Annotated in this window: 19 protein-coding genes; 8 read left to right on the plus strand and 11 right to left on the minus strand. The window is 71.5% G+C overall.

Annotation, left to right across the window (positions count from 1 at the left end):
• Positions 1-52: 52 nt before the first annotated feature.
• Together ABTZ59_RS07555 and ABTZ59_RS07560 are read right to left on the minus strand one after the other, a co-directional pair.
• The gene (locus tag ABTZ59_RS07555; protein ID WP_351392181.1) at positions 53-835 is read right to left on the minus strand and encodes a DUF3558 domain-containing protein; all 783 of its coding nucleotides are present in this window, start codon (positions 833-835) and stop codon (positions 53-55) included.
• Positions 836-963: 128 nt separating this feature from the next.
• Positions 964-1,845 carry a DUF3558 domain-containing protein gene (locus tag ABTZ59_RS07560; RefSeq protein ID WP_351392184.1) on the minus strand — a complete coding sequence of 294 codons (882 nt, stop codon included), beginning with the start codon at positions 1,843-1,845 and terminating at the stop codon, positions 964-966.
• Between the two features lie 186 nt (positions 1,846-2,031).
• On the opposite strand from ABTZ59_RS07560, the gene ABTZ59_RS07565 reads away from it, so the two are divergent.
• Positions 2,032-3,225, plus strand: a complete 1,194-nt coding sequence (locus tag ABTZ59_RS07565) for an RtcB family protein (protein ID WP_351392186.1) — start codon at positions 2,032-2,034, stop codon at positions 3,223-3,225.
• A gap of 82 nt (positions 3,226-3,307) precedes the next feature.
• Here the strand turns inward: ABTZ59_RS07565 and ABTZ59_RS07570 are convergent, their stop codons facing one another.
• Both ABTZ59_RS07570 and ABTZ59_RS07575 read right to left on the minus strand, forming a co-directional pair.
• Positions 3,308-4,192, minus strand: a complete 885-nt coding sequence (locus tag ABTZ59_RS07570) for a hypothetical protein (RefSeq protein WP_503002301.1) — start codon at positions 4,190-4,192, stop codon at positions 3,308-3,310.
• A 203-nt stretch (positions 4,193-4,395) separates the two neighbouring features.
• Positions 4,396-5,169 carry an SDR family NAD(P)-dependent oxidoreductase gene (locus tag ABTZ59_RS07575; RefSeq protein WP_351392188.1) on the minus strand — a complete coding sequence of 258 codons (774 nt, stop codon included), beginning with the start codon at positions 5,167-5,169 and terminating at the stop codon, positions 4,396-4,398.
• 191 nt (positions 5,170-5,360) lie between these two features.
• Between ABTZ59_RS07575 and ABTZ59_RS07580 the strand changes: the two genes are divergently transcribed.
• Positions 5,361-5,897, plus strand: a complete 537-nt coding sequence (locus ABTZ59_RS07580; protein WP_351392191.1) for a hypothetical protein — start codon at positions 5,361-5,363, stop codon at positions 5,895-5,897.
• Positions 5,898-5,946: 49 nt separating this feature from the next.
• On the opposite strand, the gene ABTZ59_RS07585 is transcribed toward ABTZ59_RS07580, so the two are convergent.
• From ABTZ59_RS07585 to ABTZ59_RS07595, 3 genes are read right to left on the minus strand one after another with little or no spacing between them, the layout of a single operon-like run.
• Positions 5,947-6,681, minus strand: coding sequence for a Mut7-C RNAse domain-containing protein (locus ABTZ59_RS07585; RefSeq protein ID WP_351392193.1), 735 nt, complete (start codon positions 6,679-6,681; stop codon positions 5,947-5,949).
• Positions 6,678-7,271 (minus strand): GNAT family N-acetyltransferase, encoded by a 594-nt coding sequence (locus tag ABTZ59_RS07590; protein WP_351392196.1) that lies wholly within the window; start codon positions 7,269-7,271, stop codon positions 6,678-6,680. The genes ABTZ59_RS07585 and ABTZ59_RS07590 overlap by 4 nt, the downstream gene beginning before the upstream one ends.
• Before the next feature lie 52 nt (positions 7,272-7,323).
• On the minus strand, positions 7,324-8,409 hold the full coding sequence (locus tag ABTZ59_RS07595) for a DUF6597 domain-containing transcriptional factor (RefSeq protein ID WP_351392200.1): 1,086 nt from the start codon (positions 8,407-8,409) through the stop codon (positions 7,324-7,326).
• Positions 8,410-8,472: 63 nt separating this feature from the next.
• Here ABTZ59_RS07595 and ABTZ59_RS07600 point away from each other — a divergent pair, with 63 nt between their 5' ends.
• On the plus strand, positions 8,473-9,042 hold the full coding sequence (locus ABTZ59_RS07600) for a TIGR03086 family metal-binding protein (RefSeq protein ID WP_351392202.1): 570 nt from the start codon (positions 8,473-8,475) through the stop codon (positions 9,040-9,042).
• Between the two features lie 59 nt (positions 9,043-9,101).
• On the opposite strand, the gene ABTZ59_RS07605 is transcribed toward ABTZ59_RS07600, so the two are convergent.
• The gene (locus ABTZ59_RS07605) at positions 9,102-11,825 is read right to left on the minus strand and encodes a SpoIIE family protein phosphatase (protein ID WP_351392205.1); all 2,724 of its coding nucleotides are present in this window, start codon (positions 11,823-11,825) and stop codon (positions 9,102-9,104) included.
• Between the two features lie 122 nt (positions 11,826-11,947).
• The gene (locus tag ABTZ59_RS07610; RefSeq protein ID WP_351392208.1) at positions 11,948-12,637 is read right to left on the minus strand and encodes a histidine phosphatase family protein; all 690 of its coding nucleotides are present in this window, start codon (positions 12,635-12,637) and stop codon (positions 11,948-11,950) included.
• A gap of 316 nt (positions 12,638-12,953) precedes the next feature.
• Between ABTZ59_RS07610 and ABTZ59_RS07615 the strand changes: the two genes are divergently transcribed.
• Both ABTZ59_RS07615 and ABTZ59_RS07620 read left to right on the plus strand, forming a co-directional pair.
• Positions 12,954-13,187 (plus strand): CbtB domain-containing protein, encoded by a 234-nt coding sequence (locus tag ABTZ59_RS07615; RefSeq protein WP_351392210.1) that lies wholly within the window; start codon positions 12,954-12,956, stop codon positions 13,185-13,187.
• Positions 13,188-13,208: 21 nt separating this feature from the next.
• A complete protein-coding gene (locus ABTZ59_RS07620; RefSeq protein WP_351392213.1) occupies positions 13,209-14,027 on the plus strand; it encodes a CbtA family protein in 819 nt (272 codons plus the stop codon).
• Between the two features lie 176 nt (positions 14,028-14,203).
• On the opposite strand, the gene ABTZ59_RS07625 is transcribed toward ABTZ59_RS07620, so the two are convergent.
• Positions 14,204-14,839, minus strand: a complete 636-nt coding sequence (locus tag ABTZ59_RS07625; protein ID WP_351392216.1) for an NAD(P)-dependent oxidoreductase — start codon at positions 14,837-14,839, stop codon at positions 14,204-14,206.
• A 120-nt stretch (positions 14,840-14,959) separates the two neighbouring features.
• Between ABTZ59_RS07625 and ABTZ59_RS07630 the strand changes: the two genes are divergently transcribed.
• On the plus strand, positions 14,960-15,622 hold the full coding sequence (locus tag ABTZ59_RS07630) for a TetR/AcrR family transcriptional regulator (RefSeq protein WP_351392219.1): 663 nt from the start codon (positions 14,960-14,962) through the stop codon (positions 15,620-15,622).
• A gap of 81 nt (positions 15,623-15,703) precedes the next feature.
• Here ABTZ59_RS07630 and ABTZ59_RS07635 read toward each other — a convergent pair whose 3' ends face one another.
• Complete coding sequence (locus tag ABTZ59_RS07635) at positions 15,704-16,096, minus strand: DUF7144 family membrane protein (protein WP_351392222.1); 393 nt, start codon at positions 16,094-16,096, stop codon at positions 15,704-15,706.
• A 298-nt stretch (positions 16,097-16,394) separates the two neighbouring features.
• Between ABTZ59_RS07635 and cbiT the strand changes: the two genes are divergently transcribed.
• Together cbiT and cobM are read left to right on the plus strand one after the other, a co-directional pair.
• Positions 16,395-17,750 carry a precorrin-6Y C5,15-methyltransferase (decarboxylating) subunit CbiT gene (gene cbiT / locus ABTZ59_RS07640; protein WP_351392225.1) on the plus strand — a complete coding sequence of 452 codons (1,356 nt, stop codon included), beginning with the start codon at positions 16,395-16,397 and terminating at the stop codon, positions 17,748-17,750.
• Positions 17,747-18,499, plus strand: a complete 753-nt coding sequence (gene cobM, locus ABTZ59_RS07645; protein ID WP_351392228.1) for a precorrin-4 C(11)-methyltransferase — start codon at positions 17,747-17,749, stop codon at positions 18,497-18,499. Before cbiT ends, cobM begins: the two co-directional genes overlap by 4 nt.
• Positions 18,500-18,637 lie beyond the last annotated feature (138 nt).

Raw genomic sequence — 18,637 nt, forward strand, 5'->3', positions numbered from 1 at the left:
CCGACCGGGCTCGCGCGGCCTCGGAGCCGCGCTCGGGCGGCCTCGGACAGCCTCAGCCGGACTTGGCCGACGCCGACCCCGACGGAGCCTCGGACCCGGCCTTCGAGCCCTCCCCGGCGCCCGGCGCGTCCTCGGAGCCTGCGGTGACCGCCGCGACGGCCTCCTTGGCCGCCTTCTCCGCGTTCTTCGTCAGATCGGCGGAGCTGGGCGACTTCGCGCCCGCGTAACCCGCGCCGTTGTAGGTGAGGGTGATCACGACATTCTCCGCGCGGGTCACGACCGTGGCGTACGCGAAGTCCTCGTCGGTCTTGTTGAGGGTGTACGTGACCAGCGTCGCCTGGTCGCCGATGCCGGCCGTGGCGACCGACTTGACGCTCTTGGCGCCCGCCGTGCCCTGGGCCCCGGCAACCTCCTTCGCGTAGTACTCCCCGGCGCGCTTGGCGCCGCTGCCGAGCGTGGCGTCGGAGTCGTACCGCATGAGGGAGACATCGAGCCAGCGGTACTGCGAGCCCTTGACGCCCTTGTCGTCCAGACCGTTCCAGGAGCAGCTGCCGCGGGTGTCGATGTCGCTGGACCTCGCCGCCGTGCCGCCCTTGTTCTTGACCTTGGGAACGAGCGAGCCGACCGTCTTCTCGTCGACCGTGTCGCAGGCGTCGGGGAGCCCGCTGTACTTGGCCGGGGTGACGCTCGGGGCCGGTGCGGTGCTGGGGCTCGACGAGGAGCCGTCGGCATCGCTCCCGCCGCCGGAGTCGGACGAGCAGCCGGCGACGACGAGCATCACCGGAACGGCTGCGCAGGCGAGTATGCGGGTGAGTCGCGAGGCTGAACGGTGCATGGTTCCTTCAGTCGGTCGGTTGTCATACGGTCCGATCGGCCACGGTAACCGCCGAGCCGGGTCCGCGGGCCCCCTGAGCGGGAGTCCCGACCCCGCGCGCCCCAGGCGGACGGCGGGGACGAGGGCGGCTATTCGTTGAGCTGCTCGTTGAGCGTTTCGGCCAGTCCTCGCGCCTTGTCCTGCAGTTCTTCGCTGTCGGGGACCACGGCGAGGTGGGCGGACTGCTCCGTGTACCGGACGGTCACGATCACATTCGATGTGCGGAAGACCACGCTCACCGTGCGCCGCTGAGCGGCCGCGCCGGCGCGGGCGAGGACGTCGTCGAGGAAGGCGTTGTCGCCGGGGCTGTCGAGGACGCGCGGTTCGAGGCCGTCGGGGGTCGTGCCGCCTGACGGCGTCCCGGAGGGCGCGCCGGAAGGGGTCCCGGAAGCGGAGGGGGCGCCGGTCTGCGGGGTCGTGCCGAGGGCGGTGCCCGCACCCGTACCCGTGCCCGTACCGATGTCCGTGCCGGAACCGGAGGCGGTGGGGGTGCCGCTCGGCGTCCCGGAGGCGTCGGCCGACGACAGCCCCGCGGCGGTCTCCTTCGTCGTGTAGACCGCCTGGGCCCGGTCGGCGTCGCTCACGGCCGGGTCGTACGACACGACGCGTTCGAGATCGATCATCAGCTGGTTCGACGCGTCGGGTGAGGCGGCCTTCCAGCTGCACCCGACGCGGCGGTCGGTGTCGTACGTCACGGAGGCCGTGCCCTCGTACACCTTCGCCTGCTGGTCCTCGGGGAGCGAGGCGGCGCCGGGCAGGAGATCCTTGAGCATGGAGCGCGGTACGGAGCCGCAGGCCTCGCGGAGCGTGCGGTATTTACCGGGCTGGGCGGCGGTGGCGGTGGTGGGGCCGCCCGGCTTGGTGTCGGTGACGGCGCCGTCCGCGCCGCTTCCCCCCGAGCAGCCGGCGACCACCACCACGAGGAGCGCCGCCAGGCCGGGTACGTACGCCTTGCGCGCCTTTGGCTGCACGGTCCCGGGCTCCTTTCTGTACGGGGTTCCGCGCGGGGCTCCACGCGAAAACTGCTTGCCGCCTGATGACGGTCGATGGACACAATGTCTATCGCACGCAACGCCGTCGATGCTGGTCGGCTGTCTCTTTTGACGGCTCTGGTTCCGGCTTTTGCGTTATGAGACTTTCGGGGGAATCGAGGGGTTATGTCGTATGTAGAGATGCCGGGCGCGAAGGTGCCGATCCGGATGTGGGCGGACCCCGCGACGGTCGAAGAAGGCGCCATGCAGCAGCTCCGGAATGTTGCCACACTGCCCTGGATCAAGGGCCTCGCCGTCATGCCGGACGTGCATTACGGCAAGGGCGCGACGGTCGGTTCGGTGATCGCGATGCACGGAGCGGTCTGCCCGGCGGCGGTGGGTGTGGACATCGGGTGCGGGATGTCGGCGGTGAAGACGTCCCTGACGGCGAACGATCTGCCGGGTGATCTGTCCCGGCTGCGCTCCAAGATCGAGCAGGCGATTCCGGTGGGCCGTGGCATGCACGACGAGGCGGTGGATCCGGGACGGATGCACGGTTTCGCGACGTCGGGCTGGGCGGATTTCTGGGGACGGTTCGATGGGGTCGCCGATTCGGTCAAATTCCGTCAGGAACGCGCCACGAAGCAGATGGGAACGCTCGGATCCGGAAACCACCATCTTGAACTCAGCCTCGATTCCCAGGGGTCGGTGTGGCTCACGCTCCACTCCGGGTCCCGGAACATCGGCAAGGAACTGGCCGAATATCACATCGGCGTCGCGCAGAAGCTGTCGCACAATCAGGGACTGGTCGACCGTGACCTGGCGGTCTTCATCTCTGACACGCCACAGATGGCCGCCTACCGCAACGATCTGTTCTGGGCGCAGGAGTACGCGCAGTACAACCGCGCGATCATGATGGGGCTGCTCAAAGATGTGATGCGCCGGGAGTTCAAGAAGGCGCGGGTCACCTTCGAGCAGGAAATCAGCTGCCATCACAACTATGTCGCCGAGGAACGGTACGACGGCATGGATCTGCTGGTGACGCGCAAGGGCGCGATCCGCGCGGGCTCCGGCGAATATGGGATTATCCCCGGGTCGATGGCCACGGGCACCTACATCGTCAAGGGGCTCGGAAACACCGCGGCCTTCAACTCGGCCTCGCACGGCGCGGGCCGGAGGATGAGCCGCAACGCCGCCAAGCGCCGGTTCTCGGCGCGGGACCTGGAGGAGCAGACCCGGGGCGTGGAGTGCCGTAAGGACTCCGGCGTCGTGGACGAGATCCCGGCCGCGTACAAGCCGATCGAGCAGGTCATCGACCAGCAGCGGGATCTGGTCGAAGTGGTGGAGAAACTGAGGCAAGTCGTCTGTGTGAAGGGCTGACGCGTGGGGGACGCGATGCTTCTGCTCCCCGGCACGGGAATCGGCCCCCGGCATTGAGCTCGGGGGCCGACTGCTCGGCAGGTCAGTGCGTGAGCGGTTTCCGCGAAGGCGTCGGAGCCTGGCCGGTTTTCAGGCGCCAGAGGCGAAGGCTGCAACTCGCCGGCGTTCTGCCGAGTGCTTGGGCCGCTTCCGCGGGGTTGCCTGCCTCCAGAAGGACACGATCCTCCGCATCCGTCCAGCGCTTGCGCGGGGGAGCGACCTTCATATCGACGGGACGCTTCCAGGAGGCGAGCGCGTGGGCTGACTTCCGCTTTCGTTCCACGGCCAGACAGTCCGAGTAATAGAGGTCTTCGGCCAGCCGCATGGCTGCTTCCTTCGTGTAGACGACGTTATAGATGCCGTCGCGGGCATTGCGCTTGATCATGCGACCGGCGCCTGTCAGCTGTCGCGCGTAGCGGCAGAGGTAGGCGCCGACAGCCGTACTGGCCGTTGTCAGTGAGATGAATGGATACCCCTGCCCTGTGTAGCCGACAGAGCCGTCCGCGTCGATGACGCCCCGCAGGTAGTCGCGGCGGGAGAACGGGACCCGGGGTGGAGCGATCTTGTTGGACTTGCGTCCGTAGGGCAGTCCGAGTTGGTTGAGCGTGGTCCTGGCTTCGAGGGAGCACAGGGTCCAGGTCGCGGAGTGATGCTTCTCAGCGAAGTTCGTGGAGCGGGTGCGCTCCGAGATGGAGCTGTTGTACGGGGTCAACAGCTGAAACTCACGCAGGATCCCGATGTCACGCACATTGATTTCGACGGTGAGACGGCCCTTCCGGCCGACGCCTTGGGCCAGGTGCCCGTCGGCCTGCAAAAAGCCGAACATATAGGCGTAGTTGGCGTCCTCAAGGTCCATGAATCTTGTGGCTTCGATGCCAAAGGCGTCATCGAGGGTGTGTTGGTGCGCGTTATGCGCGCGTTCAGCCACGGGAAGGTCTCGCTTCCTTAGTGGTCGGGCCCAAGACAGGGAGGACAATCCCGGCCTTGGGCCCCTCTGTGTGCTGTTGTGCGACCGACCGTACGGTCAACTGCGCATCCACACAGACCAACCCGGTTCGAGCACTCGATCGAGTTACTTGTGCGGTTTGTCATGGCGCCGCCCATGGTCCTCGATGCCCGCCGCCTGAGGCGTCACAGTTCGCGGTGGACCTTGGAGTTGGAGGCCTGGGCGCGCGGGCGTACCACCAGCAGGTCGATGTTGACATGGCTCGGGCGGGTGACCGCCCAGGTGATCGTGTCGGCGACATCGTCGGCGGTGAGGGGTCCCGCGACGCCCGCGTAGACCTTCGCCGCCTTCTCGGTGTCGCCGTGGAAGCGGGTGGTGGCGAACTCCTCGGTCTTGACCATGCCGGGGGCGATCTCGATCACCCGGACCGGTGTGCCGACGATCTCCAGGCGCAGCGTCTCGGCGAGGACATGGGCGCCGTGCTTGGCCGCGACATAGCCCGCGCCGCCCTCGTACGTGCCGAGACCGGCGGTGGAGGAGAGGACCAGGACCGTGCCGTCGCCGCTCGCGGTGAGGGCGGGAAGCAGCGCCTGCGTGACGTTGAGCGTGCCGAGGACGTTCGTCTCGTACATCCGGCGCCAGTCGGCGGGGTCGCCGGTGGCCACCGGGTCCGCGCCGAGCGCGCCCCCGGCGTTGTTGACCAGGACGTTCACGGAGGGGAAGCGGTCCAGTTCGGCGGCGAAGGCGTCGACGGCCGCGCGGTCGGTGACATCGAGGGCGTACGCGGAGGCGCGCTGCCCGGCGGCGGTCAGTTCGGCGGCGAGCGCCTCGATACGGTCCTCGCGGCGGGCCGTGACGATGACGTGATAGCCGGCGGTCGCGAGTTGGCGCGCGGTGGCGGCGCCGATGCCACTGCTCGCTCCGGTGATGACGGCGATGGGGGTCCCCGCGGCGGTCATGACGTAACTCCTCGCGCGTGTGATCGATGATCGATGTCGGACCCGGCCAGGATAGGCGGGCCGAACTCGCCGGTCGGCCGGAGCGTGGTGGTGAGGCCGGGCACGGGGCCGGGGTGTCATGTGGGTGACCGGGGGCGCGCCGGGCCTGAGGGAGGCCCGATTCGCGGTGTGATGATCGGTATGTTCCCGCCATGGGTGTCAAGCGCAAGGCGTTGCTGGTGGCGGTGTCGGCCCTCACGGCGGTGGTGACGGTGGTGATGGGCGCGGGTCCCGGTGTCGCTGCGGACGCGGACGCGGACGCGGGCGGGGGTGGGGGTACGGGTGCCGATGTCGGTGCCGTCGTGCCGGAGGCCGATCTCTCGCACCACGGACACGCGTCACTCTGGAGCGAACAGCTGACCGTCCGCTTCGAGTCCGAGAACCACGGCCCGTCCGCGACGGCGGACGCGACCGTGCGGCTGGCCTTCTCGGTCTCCCTGGCGGCCGGGCAGAGCCTGCCGGCCAACTGTCTGCGGGACGGTGACCGGGCGGTGCTCTGCCGTGCGGGGCAGCTGCGGGCGGGCGGGCGGAGCCCGGAGACCGCCCTTGATCTGAAGACGGCGGGCAGACCGGTCGAGGTGGTCGTGCACATCGACACTCACTGGAACGGCGGCGCGAGCGACCCGAACCCCGAGAACCACCGGCACCGGGTGCTGGTCCCGGCCACCGGGGACCCGTACGTCTTCTGACCGTCCGGGGAAACCTCCCGGACCGCCGGGACGAGCGATCGGACAGGACCTACGCCGCGGCGTCGCCGAATTCCCGCACCGCGTCCTCGACGATCGCCGCCAGCCGGGCGTGGTGCGCACCGCGCCAGTACACCTGGCCGCAGGCCGTGCACCGGGCGAAGACGTCGTACGAACGCTGGGTGCCGTGCTCCAGCTGTTCCTGGACGGTCGCCTTGTCGGCGGGGCCCAGGCCGCCGTTGCAGGCGGTGCAGCGGGTCCAGGGCGCGAGGGCGGGCGAGAAGCGCTCCAGGACGTCCCGGAGCTGGGCGTCGGGGCGGTCGCTGTAGACATACGCCCCGGCCCAGATCTCGCGGCGGCGCAGCAGCCCCCGGTCCCGGGACAGCATCACCCGGCGTTCGGTGGCGGAGAGGGTGGCCAGGGCCGGGTCACCGATGTCCTCGTTCTCGTACGCCGCGTCGACGCCGAGCAGCCGCAGCCGTCGCGCGAGCGTGCCGAGATGGACATCGAGCAGAAAGCGCAGGGGAGCGCCCGGCACCCGCTGGGGACGGCTCACGGCCCGTACCTCGACGGTTTCGCCCGCCGCGGGGATGTGCGAGGCGGAGACCTCACGGCCGTCCACGAGCAGTGCGCCGGCCTCGGTGAGCGGGACACCGAGCGATTCGACGGCGTGACCGAGCGTGGACGCCCCGTCGGTGCGCAGGGGCGTACGTCCACGACGCCGCTCGGCGGGGACGAAGAGGCGCAGCTCAGGGGCGAAATCGATGTGGATCTCCGGTCCGTTCACGTCGTCAGGATGTCACTGGACGCGGGGGCCGGGCCAGGGCTTTCCCGAGGGTCCTCCGTGCCGCCGACGCCGGGGGCGAGGTCGAGCCGCCAGTCGTTGGCGCGCATCAGACGCCCCTTCGGGTACTCGACGCGGCACGGGCCCTGGAGCGAGAAACCCACCCGGCGGCACAGCGCGTTCGACGACCGGTTGTCGACCGACGGGAAGGCGTGCAGATAGCGGTACTTGCTCTCGGCGCGCGCCTTCTCCACGACGGCCGCCGCTGCCGCCGCCGCGATGCCGCGCCCCTGATGGGCGGCGAGCACGCCCCAGCCGGTCTCGTACACCCGCTGTCCCCGCCAGGTCTGCTCCCAGAACCCGATCGTGCCGACGGCCTCGTCGGCCGGCAGCAGTGCGATCCGGAACATCCGGCCCCGGCCCGTCCGGTCCGCGCTCAGGTCCACGTACCGTCTTTGCCGCGTGAGCAGCTGGTCCTCGGTCTCCGGGCCGCCCAGATGGCTCATCAGCTCCGGTGCGTTCATGGCGCGGAGCAGGCCGAGATCGCCCTCGGACCACGGATCCAGCCGCACGCGCGGCGCTTCGCTCTCCATGTCACGCACTGTAGGGCCGGGGTCTGACATCCGGGCGTCCGGATTCTGATGCTCAGGCGTCCTGCGGTCCGGCGTCCGGAGGTTCGGGGGCCTGGGGTTCGGTGTCCTGGGGTTCGGTGTCCTGGGGTCCGGCGTCCGGAGGTTCGGGGGCGTGGGGCCTGGTGTCCTGGGGGCTGGCGTACGCCGTCGGCGGCACCCCGACCGTCGCCGTGAAGTCCCGTACGAGATGGGCCTGATCGCTGTAGCCGAGTTCGGCGGCCAGCTCCGGCCAGTCCACCTCCGGGCCGGAGCCGGAACCCGTATGCGTCTGCGACTCCGCGCGCTCCAGCGCCTCGTGAATGCGGTAGCGCAGGATGACCCACTTGGGCCCCACCCCCACATACGTGGCGAAGAGCCGTTGCAGTGAGCGCACCGACACCCCCTCCGCCTCGGCGAGCCGGGCCACGCGCCGGATCGTCCGGTCGGTACGGATCCGGTCGGCCAGCGCCATGGCCCGCGCCGTCCGCGGGTCCGGGTGCGGGCCGATGCCCAGCAGATACGTGTCGAGCGCGGCCACCCGGGCGTCCTCCCCGGCGGGGCCGAGCACCGCCGCGATGTCCGCGTCCGTCGCCGGCATGACGTCGGCGATCGGCACGCGCCGCCCTGTCCACCGCGACACGGGCCACCGCGGCGCGAACGGCCGGAAGCCGCCCGGCCTGAACTGCACTCCGCACACCCGCCCCCGCCCCGTGAGCTTCTGGGCGAACAGTTCCAGGCCGACGCCCGCGACTTCGGCGAAGGCCGGGCTGTCCGGGCCGGGGCCGAAGCGCTGGAAGACGACATTGACCGAGGGGTGCGGCACGACATAGGAGGTGTAGGGCTGTTCGAGATCCCAGTCGATCAGCCAGTAGTGCTCCAGATACGGCCGCAGGGCCGGGGCGGGCTCGCGGCGCCGGAACCGTACCCGCGCGAAGAGCCCGGGGGCGTCGACGATGCCCCGGGTGTCACGCCGTGGTCCCGCCGGTCTCGCCGGTCCTCCCGGTCTCGCCGGTCCTCCTGGTGCCGCCGGTCCTCCTGGTCCCGCCGGTCCTCCTGGTGCCGCCGGTCCTCCCGGTCCCGCCGGGTCTGCCGGTCCCGGCCGTGCTCCCGGTCCTGCCATGTCCGGATCCTATGTCGCGTTTGTTCAAGACGCCTGGGAGCGTCGTTTCCTATGGTCACGGCCATGAACGAGACCATCAGCAGGCTTCTGGAGGTGGCGGCCGACCGTACCGTCACCGTCGTCCGCACCATCACCGACGACCAGCTCACCGCGTCGACCCCGTGCGCGGAGTACGACGTACACGCCCTCGTCGACCATCTCTTCCAGGTCATCGTGAACTTCCAGGCGCTGGCCGCCAAGAAGGACTCCGACTTCGGCGCCGCGCCCGAGCATCTGACGGGGGCGTGGCGCGACCGGTTCGCCGACGAGACCGTACGGCTCATCGAGGCGTGGGCGCGGCCGGGCGCCGAGGAGGGCACCACGGGGGCCATGGCGATGCCGGCCAGGACGGTGGGCGCGATGGTGGTCGGCGATCTGGCCGTCCACGGATGGGATCTGGCGCGGGCCACGGGGCAGCCGTACGAGCCGGACGCGGCGCTCGTCGGGATGCTCGTGGCGGAGTTCGGGGCGCTGGCTCCGACGGCGCGGAAGATGGGGGTGTTCGGGGAGCCGGTGCCGGTGGGTGAGGACGCGGGTCCGTTCGAGACCCTGCTGGCCATGACCGGGCGCGATCCGGGGTGGGGCCGTCCGTGACGCGGCCGTGACGCGGTCGTGGGGTGGCCGTGGGGCGGCCGTCGCACGTTCGTGGAGCGTCAGCTCTCCGTGGCCGGTGCGGCGTCCGGCGGCAGCGCCTGCTCGGCCCAGATGACCTTGCCCTCCGCGGTGTACCGGGTGCCCCAGCGTTCCGTGAACTGTGCGACGAGGAACAGGCCGCGGCCCCCTTCGTCGGTGGCCGCCGCGTATCTGAGATGCGGCGAGGTGCTGCTGAAGTCGGCGACCTCGCAGATCAGGGCCCGGTCGCGGAGGAGCCGCACCTTGATCGGGCCGAGGGCGTAGCGGATGGAGTTGGTGATCAGCTCGCTGAGGATCAGCTCGGTGGAGTACGCCAGCTCGTCCAGCCCCCAGTCCGCCAGCCGCCGGGCCACGGCGGCGCGTACGTGGGACACCTCCGAGGGATGGGACGGCACCTCCCACTCCGCGATCCGGTCGGGCTGGAGCACACGGGTACGGGCGACGATGAGCGCGATGTCGTCGCTCGGGCGGTCGGGCAGCAGCGCTTCGACCACCGCCGTGCAGGCCGCCTCCGGGTCCTGGTCCGGTTGGGACAGCGCGGCGCGCAGCAGGCGGAGCCCGTCGTCGATCTCCCGGTCGCGGTCCTCGACGAGCCCGTCGGTGTACAGCACCAGAAGGCTGGCCTCGGGCAGCCGCAGCTCCACCGTCTCGAACGGCAGTCCGCCGAGCCCCAGCGGAGTCCCGGCCGGCAGATCGAGGAACTCCACGCTGCCGTCCGTGCCGACCAGCGCGGGCGGCGGATGGCCGGCCCGCGCCATGGAACAGAGCCGGGTCACCGGATCGTAGATCGCGTACAGACAGGTCGCGCCCGTGACGACGGCGCCACCGCCCGCGATGCCCTCGTCGTGGTCGATGCGGGTGATCAGATCGTCCAGATGGGAGAGGATCTCGTCGGGCGGCAGATCGAGAGTCGAGAAGTTGGCGACCGCCGTGCGCAGCCGGCCCATCGTCGCGGCCGCGAGCAGGCCGTGTCCGACGACATCGCCCACGACCAGGGCGACGCGGGCGCCGGGCAGCGGGATGACATCGAACCAGTCGCCGCCCACCCCCGCCTCCGCGGGCAGATACCGGTAGGCGACATCGAGCGCGGTCTGCTCGGGCAGCCGCCGGGGGAGCAGACTGCGCTGGAGGGTTTCCGCCATGGTGTGCTCGCGGGTGTAGCGGCGTGCGTTGTCGATGCAGACCGCCGCGTGGTTGGCCAGTTCCTCGGCGAGGGACACGTCCTCCTCCTCGAAGGGCTCCGGCCGCTCCGAGCGCCAGAAGATGACGAGCCCCAGCAGGATGCCCCGTGCGCGCAGCGGGGCCGTGACGAGAGAGTGGACGCCGTACGCGACGACCCGGGCCGTCCGCTCGGGTTCCTGGGCCTTCCAGCCGCCTGCCCGGGCGAGATCGGACTCGAAGGTCCCGCGCCCGCTCCGCAGGGTCCATGCCTGCGGTGTGGTGGGACGGAACGTGAAGTGCGCGCCCAGCGGGTAGAAGGGGTGGTCGTCGTGGATGCCGACCACGGCCGTACGGCGCAGCTCGGAGTAGGCGTTGACCGACGCCGGGTCCTCTCCGCGCAGTACGGCGTCCGCCAGATCCACGGTGACGAAGTCGGCGAACCGCGGCACCGCCACCCGCGCCAGTTCCTCGGCGGTCCTGGGCACATCGAGGGTGGTGCCGATCTCCACGCTCGCGTCGTACAGGAGCTTGAGGCGTCTCTGCGCCACTTCCGCCCGGCCTGTGAGCACGCGCAGCTCGGTGGTGTCGCGGAGTGTCGCCACGCTGCCCGGCGGGCCGCCGTCACGGTCCGTGGAGCGGTTGTTCACCGCGATCAGCCGCTCTCCGGTCGACAGCACCTCGTCGGTGGCACGGCGTCCCGAGGCCAGGAGATCGGCCATCTGGGAGTCCAGGCCGAGTTCGGTGACGGAGCGGCCCTCCGGACGCGCGGGCAGATCGAGGAGACGGCGCGCCTCGTCGTTGGCGAGCACCAGCCGGCCGTCGCCGTCGACGATGAGCACCCCCTCGCGTACGACATGCAGGACCGCGTCGTGGTGTTCGTACATACGGGCGATCTCGACGGGCTCCAGCCCATGGGTCTGACGGCGCAGCCGGCTGCTCACCAGCGCCGTGCCGCCGGTGGCGAGGGCGAGCGAGGCGGCGGCGGCGCCCAGGACGATGGGGATCTCGCGGTTGGCGAGACTGTTCACCTTGCTGATGGTGATCCCCGCCGACACGAGGCCGACCACTTTTCCGCTCATGTCCTTGACGGGGGTCACCGCGCGTACGGAGGGACCGAGGGTCCCCGGGACGGTCTCGGTGATGGTGTGGCCCTTCAGCGACGGACCGATGGTGCCGATGAAGTGCTCTCCGATGCGCGCGGGGTTGGGGTGGGTGAGCCGGATCCCCTTCGTGTTCAGTACGACGACGAAGTCGACGCTGGAGGCTTTGCGGACCGCCTCGGCCCGCGGCTGGAGGATCGCGGACGGGTCGGGTGCCCGCAGGGCGGGCACGATTCCGGGCGAGTTCGCGAACGCGGTGGCGACGGAGACACAGCGGTTGCGTGCCTCTTGTTCGGTGTCGCGCCGGGACACCAGGAGGAGCGAGACCAGCGAGGAACCGATGAGCAGCAGCACGATCACCAGTTGCAGGATGAAGACCTGTCCGGCGAGCGTGCGGACGTTCAGCCATGACGGACGATGCCACCGGCTCCGTGGGCGTCGGCCGGAGCGGGCGGACAGGGCCCGAGCCCAGGATCGACCCATATGTCCGGCCATGTACCTACATCTACACCGCCTCTCTTCGCACGGCGAACGGGCGTGGGTCCGCCAGGGAGCACGGGACAGTCCTCCGGGGCAGCCTCAGGGGGGCAGCCTCAGGGGGAGCCTCAGGGGGTGGCGCTGTGGAGCGGGCGGCCACTGAGCAGGTTCCAGCGGCCGGCCCGCCCGCTGAGTTCCGTGGCGGTGAGGGGACGTACGTCAATGCGCCAGAAGGCCGCGGGAGTTGCGCCCAGGGCGTGCACCGCGCAGGCGCGGATGATGTCCGGCTCGGCGACGGCTATGACGCGGCCCCCGGCCGTGCCGTCACCAGGGGTGCCGCTCCGCGGTGTGCCGTCGTCGGGCGTGTCATCACGCGGTGTGCCGTCGCCAGGGGTGCCGTCGGCCAGCGTGTCGAGCCAGTGGGCGGCGCGGGCGAGCAGCGTCAGCAGGGATTCGCCGCCGTGCGGGGCGGACGCCGGGTCCGACAGCCAGGAGGCCACCGCGTGCGGTTCCGCGGCGGCCACTTCGTCGAGGGTCCTGCCCTGCCAGCCGCCCATGGCGCAGGGTGCGAGGGCCGGCAGCGGCTTCGCGTCCAGGCCAAGGGCCTCGGCGGTGCGACGGCAGCGGGCGGAAGGGGAGACATAGGTGGTGGCGGTGGCGGGGAAGGTCTCCCGTACGGCTTCGGCCTGCCGCAGCCCGAGGGCGTCCAGCGCGTCGCCCGCGGCTCCGCCGTCGGCCGGTTCACCGGTGCGGGGGAAGCGGGCCTCGCGCAGGGCCCGGTCCATCGCCGGTGAGATGAGCATGAGCCGGGTGGTCATACGGTCCTCGCTCCTTGGTTATGGCTCGGTGGTCTGGCCCGGTCCGGCTCGCTCCGGCTCAGCCCGGCCGGGTTCTGCCCGGGTCGGGGTCCGGTTCCGGAACGAGGTCCTCTTGGCCGGTCCCCCGGATCGCGGTACCTTCACGTCGAAATCACGACGGCGGAACGGAAGTCCGGTGGGAATCCGGCACGGTCGCGCCACTGTAAGCCGGGCGCCGGTCGCGTACAGCGCGGCGGGGGTCCCGGTGAGTCAGACCCGGACGCCGTCGTTCGAGCTCCACTGAACGGGACGCGAGTTCCCCCAAGGAGGTTGTGCCATGGCGCAGTCCATAGCGCCCCCGGCCGCTACATCCACCGGTGCCGGCGGCACCGCGATCACCCCCCTCCCGCTCCGCGCGGTACTGCCCTGGGCCGTGTTCGTCGGCACCCTGATGCTGGTGCTGCTCTACTTCGTCGGCGCGGAGCAGGGCGCGACGTCGGTGTTCTCCGGTGCCGAGGTGCACGAGTGGGTTCACGACGGCCGTCATCTCCTCGGCTTCCCCTGCCACTGACGACCGACGGAGATCACGCACATGCATGCCTCCACCGTCAGAACCCTCCTCGTCCGCGGCATGATCGCGGGCGTCCTCGCCGGACTCTGCGCGTTCGTGCTGGCCTATGTGGCGGGTGAGCCCTCGGTACGGGATTCCATCGCGCAGGAGGAGGCCCACTCCGCGCCCGCGCACCAGCACGGCGCCGAGGAACATCAGCAGGGCGCGGCAGCGGAAGAAGAGGAGGAAGAGCTGGTCAGCCGGCCGGTGCAGTCGACCTTCGGGCTGGCCACCGGTGTCCTCGTGTACGGGGTGGCCCTGGGTGGGATCGCCTCACTGGTCTTCGCCGGCTGCCTGGGCAGGTTCGGCCGGTTCGGTCCGAGGGCGACCGCGGCCCTGCTCGCCGGGGCCGCCTTCGTCACCGTCTATCTGGTGCCGTTCCTGAAGTATCCGGCGAACCCGCCCGCGGTCGGCGACCCGGACACCATCGGCACACGCACCACGCTGTTCTTCCTGATGATCGTGTTGAGCGTGTTGCTCGCGGTCGTCGCGGTCATCGCGGGGCGGCGGCTCGCGCCACGTCTGGGCAACTGGAACGCGGCGGTCGCCGCCGGTGGCGGTTACGTCGTCGCCGTGGTGGTGGCGTGTCTGGTCCTGCCCGCCAACACCGACGCCATTCCGGCCACGTTCCCGGCCGCTCTGCTCTGGGAGTTCCGGCTGGCGTCGATCGCCGTACAGGCGCTGCTCTGGACGGCCTTCGGGCTGATCTTCGGGGCGCTGGCGGAGCGGGCGCTCCGGCCGGGGCGGGCCGCCGCGGTGGCGGCGGACAGCGCTGCCGCGCCGGTGCGTACCACCGGCTGAACAGAGAACGGAACCGGGACCGGCCCGCGCGATCGCCGAGCGCGGGCCGGTCCCGGTTCTCGTCCCGCCTCGTCCCGCCGGTCTCCGGCCGGCGGCGGGCGGCTGGTCTCCGGCCCGCAGGCCCGCAGGCCCGCAGTGAGCGGCCGGGCGTCGGATCCGGCAGGCCCGGTGTCCCGTCAGTCGCTGACGCCGACCGCGTGCCCGAAGGTCGCGCGGTCCGTGACGAAGTCCAGCATGGCGCGGGCCACGTCCGCGCGGGCGATCGCGTTGGCGGCCGGGCCGGCCTCCACGGCGTGGCGGTAGCCGCCCTTGCCGTCGGCGTCCGTCAGCCGGGGCGGCCTCACCGACGTCCAGTCGAGCCCGCTCTCGCGCAGGATCGTCTCCATCAGTTCGAGATCGGTGTACAGCTCTTTGAGCGCCAGCCACATCCCGGGCATCAGGACCTGGCGCGCGAGCCACGGCTGACCGGTTCCCGAGCGGTTCAGCGGCGCCGCGCTCACCACGACGATCCGCCGGACGCCGGTCGCGGCCATCGCCTCGGTCGCCGCCCGCGCCGAGGTGGAGGCGGGCTTGAGCGGGTCGTGCCGGCCGGCCTGGCCCATCCCGGACAGCACCGCGTCGGCCCCGTCGACGACCTCGGTCAGGGAGGCCGCGTCGAGGGCGTCGGCGCGTACGACCGTCAGGCACTCGTGTTTCGTCGTCAGCCTGGCCGGGTCCCGTACCGCGGCCGAAACCTCGTGTCCGTCCGCGAGGGCGTGGCGGACGATCTGCCGTCCGACGCCTCCCGTGGCTCCCAGCACAGCGATTTTCATGACCCCTCCAGGGGTGAGTGAACGCTTACCCACCATAGTGGGTGAGCACTCACTCACTTGTCAAAGTAGGCTGCGGGCATGACGGGTACGACATGACGGGCACGAGATGACGGGTACGAGATGACCGGTACGCATCGAGAAGCCGCCGCGCCGCCCCTGACCGGCGGTGCCCTGACGCGCTCGCGGATCCTCGACGCCGCCGCGCGGCTGATGGGCACCGTGGGGCTGACGCGCACGACGACCAAGGAGATCGCGAGGGAGGCGGGCTGCTCGGAAGCCGCGCTCTACAAGCACTTCCGCGACAAGGAGGAGATCTTCGTCGGCGTCCTGCACGAGCGCGCGCCGCGCTTCACGGACGCGCTGGCACGGCTGCCCGGTCGCGTGGGCGAGGGGGAGGTGGCCGGTCATCTGGAGGAGGTGGCCCGGGTGGGGGTGCTCTTCTACCGGGGTACGTTCCCGATGGCGGCGTCCCTCTTCGCCAGCCCCGACCTGCTCGTGGCCCATCGCAAGCGGCTCGGGCTCGACGGCTCGGGGCCGCACGAGGTGAGCCGGTCCGTGGCCGCGTATCTCGCCGCGGAACAGGAGCTGGGCCGGGTCGCGCCGGACATCGACCCGGACGCGGCGGCGCTGCTTCTCGTCGGCGCCTGCTTCCACCGGGCCTTTCTGGACCTGTTCTTCGCCCCGGACCCCCCGGAGGGCGTTCTGCGTCCTCGGAGCGAGGCGGATTTCGCGCGGGAGACCGTACGGGCGCTGCTGGCGGGCATCGCCCCGCCGGGCCCGTGACACGCCCCACGGGCCCGTGAGCCGGGCCGGCGGGACCCGTGACCCGGCCCGGCGGGGCTCGTGCTCAGCCCGTCGCCTGGCTCATCTCTCGGAGCGGCGCCGGTCGCCCGCGCACAGCGCCCAGATGATGAAGAGGTCGACGGCGAGGAGCACAAGGGCCCACAGCGGATAGCGCGGGATCCAGAGGAAGTTCGAGATCGCGCCCAGACCCGCCAGGATCACACCGACCACGCGCGCCCACACCGCGCCCCGCAACAGCGCGCAGCCCGCGACGAAGATGATGGCGCCGATGAAGAGATGGACCCATCCCCAGCCGAGGAGACTGAACGAGAACACGTAGTTCCGCGTCGCCAGGAAGATGTCGTCGTTGGCGATGGCGGAGATACCCGCCAGGATCGTCATCACGCCGCCGAAGATCATGAGAACCGCGGCGAAGACCGTCCATCCGGTAGCAAGTGCCCTCTTGGCCGTCATGGGGCGCTCCCTCGGTGAGGAGACGGGCCGGGGGCCGGTGTCGGCCGGCGGCCATGGTGGTCACCTCAAGGTTCCATAGGTAAGGGTCTCCCGCATCTCGTCCGGAGGGCGGCCAGTAGAGTGCGGATTCGGTCTTCCCCCAGTTCAGAGGTGTACGGCAGTGAGCCCCGCCCAGCACTCCGCGCCCACAGGACCCGACGGGCCAACCGGACCCGAGAGGCCTGCCGGACCCGAGAGGCCCGACGGGCCCCGGCCCCCAGCGCCCCGGGCGCCGACGCCGGTGCCTCCGGTGCCGCCGATGCTTCCGGTGACTGTCGTCGGGATCGGCGCCGACGGCTGGGCGGGGCTGCCCGGCGGCTCGCGGGCCGCGCTGCGCGAGGCGGACGTGCTCATCGGCGGCCCCCGGCAACTGGCCCTGCTCCCCGATGAGTGCGCGGGCGAGCGGGTGCCGTGGCCGTCGCCGCTGCGCCCCGCCGTTCCCGGGCTGCTCGCCGCCCATGCCGGGCGCCGGGTCGCCGTCCTGGCCAGCGGGGATCCGATGTTCCACGGGATCGGGCGGACCCTGTCCGAGGTCCTGTCCGGGGTCCAGCCCGATGCCCTGCCCGATGCCCTGTCTGATGTCCTGCCCGGTGGCCTGTCCCAGGATCCGTCCGAGACCCGTGGCACGGACCTCCGGCGGGCCGGGGCGCTGCGCGTGCTGCCGCATCCGTCGTCCGTCTCGTACGCGTGCGCCCGGCTCGGCTGGCCGGTGGAGGACACGGAGGTGGTCACGCTCGTCGGCCGCCCCGCCGAACTGCTGGCCGCGGCCCTGCACGACGGGCGCCGGGTCCTGGTGCTCAGCGCGGGCGCGGCGACGCCCGCCGAGGTGGCCGCGCTGCTGACCGACCGCGGATACGGCCCGAGCCGGATGCACGTACTCGAACAACTCGGCGCCGACGAGCGGCACATCGAAGCCCTCGCCCAGGAGTGGGCGGAGCCCGCGGGCGATCCGCTCAATGTCGTGGCGGTCGAGTGCCGGCGCGCGCCGGGCGCGCCGCGCCTCGGCGCCGTACCCGGTCTGCCCGACACCGCGTACGCACACGACGGTCAGCTCACCAAGCGCCATGTGCGCGCCGCGACACTGGCCGCGCTGGCGCCCGCGCCCGGCGAGCTGCTGTGGGACATCGGCGGCGGGTCGGGTTCGATCGCCGTCGAGTGGATGCGTACGCACCGCTCCTGCCGCGCCGTCTCGGTCGAGCGCGATCCCGCGCGGGCGGAACGTATCGGCCGTAACGCGCGGGAGCTCGGCGTCCCGGGGCTGCGCGTGGTCACCGGCCGGGCGCCGGGCGCGCTGGCCGGACTGCCGGTGCCGGACGCGGTGTTCATCGGCGGCGGGCTGACCGTACCGGGGCTGCTGGAGAGCTGCTGGGACGCGCTGCCCGCGGGCGGCAGGCTGGTCGCGAACACCGTGACGCTGGAGTCCGAGGCGCTGCTGGCCGAGTGGTACCGCCGCCTGGGCGGGGAACTCGTACGGCTGGCGGTCGCGCACGCCGTTCCGGTGGGCGGGTTCACCGGCTGGCGGCAGGCCATGCCGGTCACTCAGTGGGCGGTCACGAAGGACCACCCTCCGCGGGTCCCCCCGGCGGGAGCCCCCTCGGCAGGAGACGAACGATGACGGTGTACTTCATCGGCGCCGGTCCCGGCGCCGCCGATCTGATCACGGTGCGCGGCGCCCGCAGGCTGGCCGCCTGCCGGGTGTGTCTGTACGCGGGCAGCCTCGTGCCGCGCGAGCTGCTGGCCGAGTGCCCGCCCGACGCGCGCCTGGTGAACACCGCGTCGATGGACCTGGACGGGATCACGGCCGAGCTGGTCCGGGCGCACGAGGAGGGCCACGACGTCGCCCGGCTGCACTCCGGCGACCCGTCGGTCTTCAGCGCCGTCGCGGAGCAGATGCGCCGACTGGACGCGGCCGGTGTGCCGTACGAAGTGGTGCCGGGCGTACCGGCGTTCGCGGCGGCGGCCGCCGCGCTGAAGCGTGAGCTGACGGTCCCGACCGTGGGCCAGACGGTGATCCTCACGCGGATCGCGCAGCGGGCCACCCCGATGCCGGAGGGCGAGGACCTGGCGACCCTCGGCCGGAGCGGGGCGCTGCTCGTACTGCACCTGGCCGCGCGGTATGTGGACCGGGTCGTGGCGGAGCTGCTGCCGCGTTACGGGGCGGACTGCCCGGCCGCGGTGGTGGCGATGGCCAGCCGCCCTGACGAACTGGTGCTGCGCGGGACGCTGGAGGACATCGCCGGCCAGGTGAAGGCGGCGGGAGTGGTGCGGACGGCGGTCATCATGGTCGGCAGGACGCTCGGCGCGGAGCAGTTCCGCGACAGCCACCTGTACTCGGCCGACAGGGAGCGCCCGCACACCTGTTGAGGACATGCCCTTCGGGCACCCGATCGATACGAACGGCTGATGTGGTCGCCCGCGTTCGTTCGATGGCTCCACACGAGATCCCTCCGCGCGCCATACTGATCAGGGCAATCAAACATTCAATAATTCGCCAACAAACGA

It is taken from the genome of Streptomyces sp. NPDC094034 (assembly GCF_040303865.1).
Taxonomy (GTDB): Bacteria; Actinomycetota; Actinomycetes; order Streptomycetales; family Streptomycetaceae; genus Streptomyces.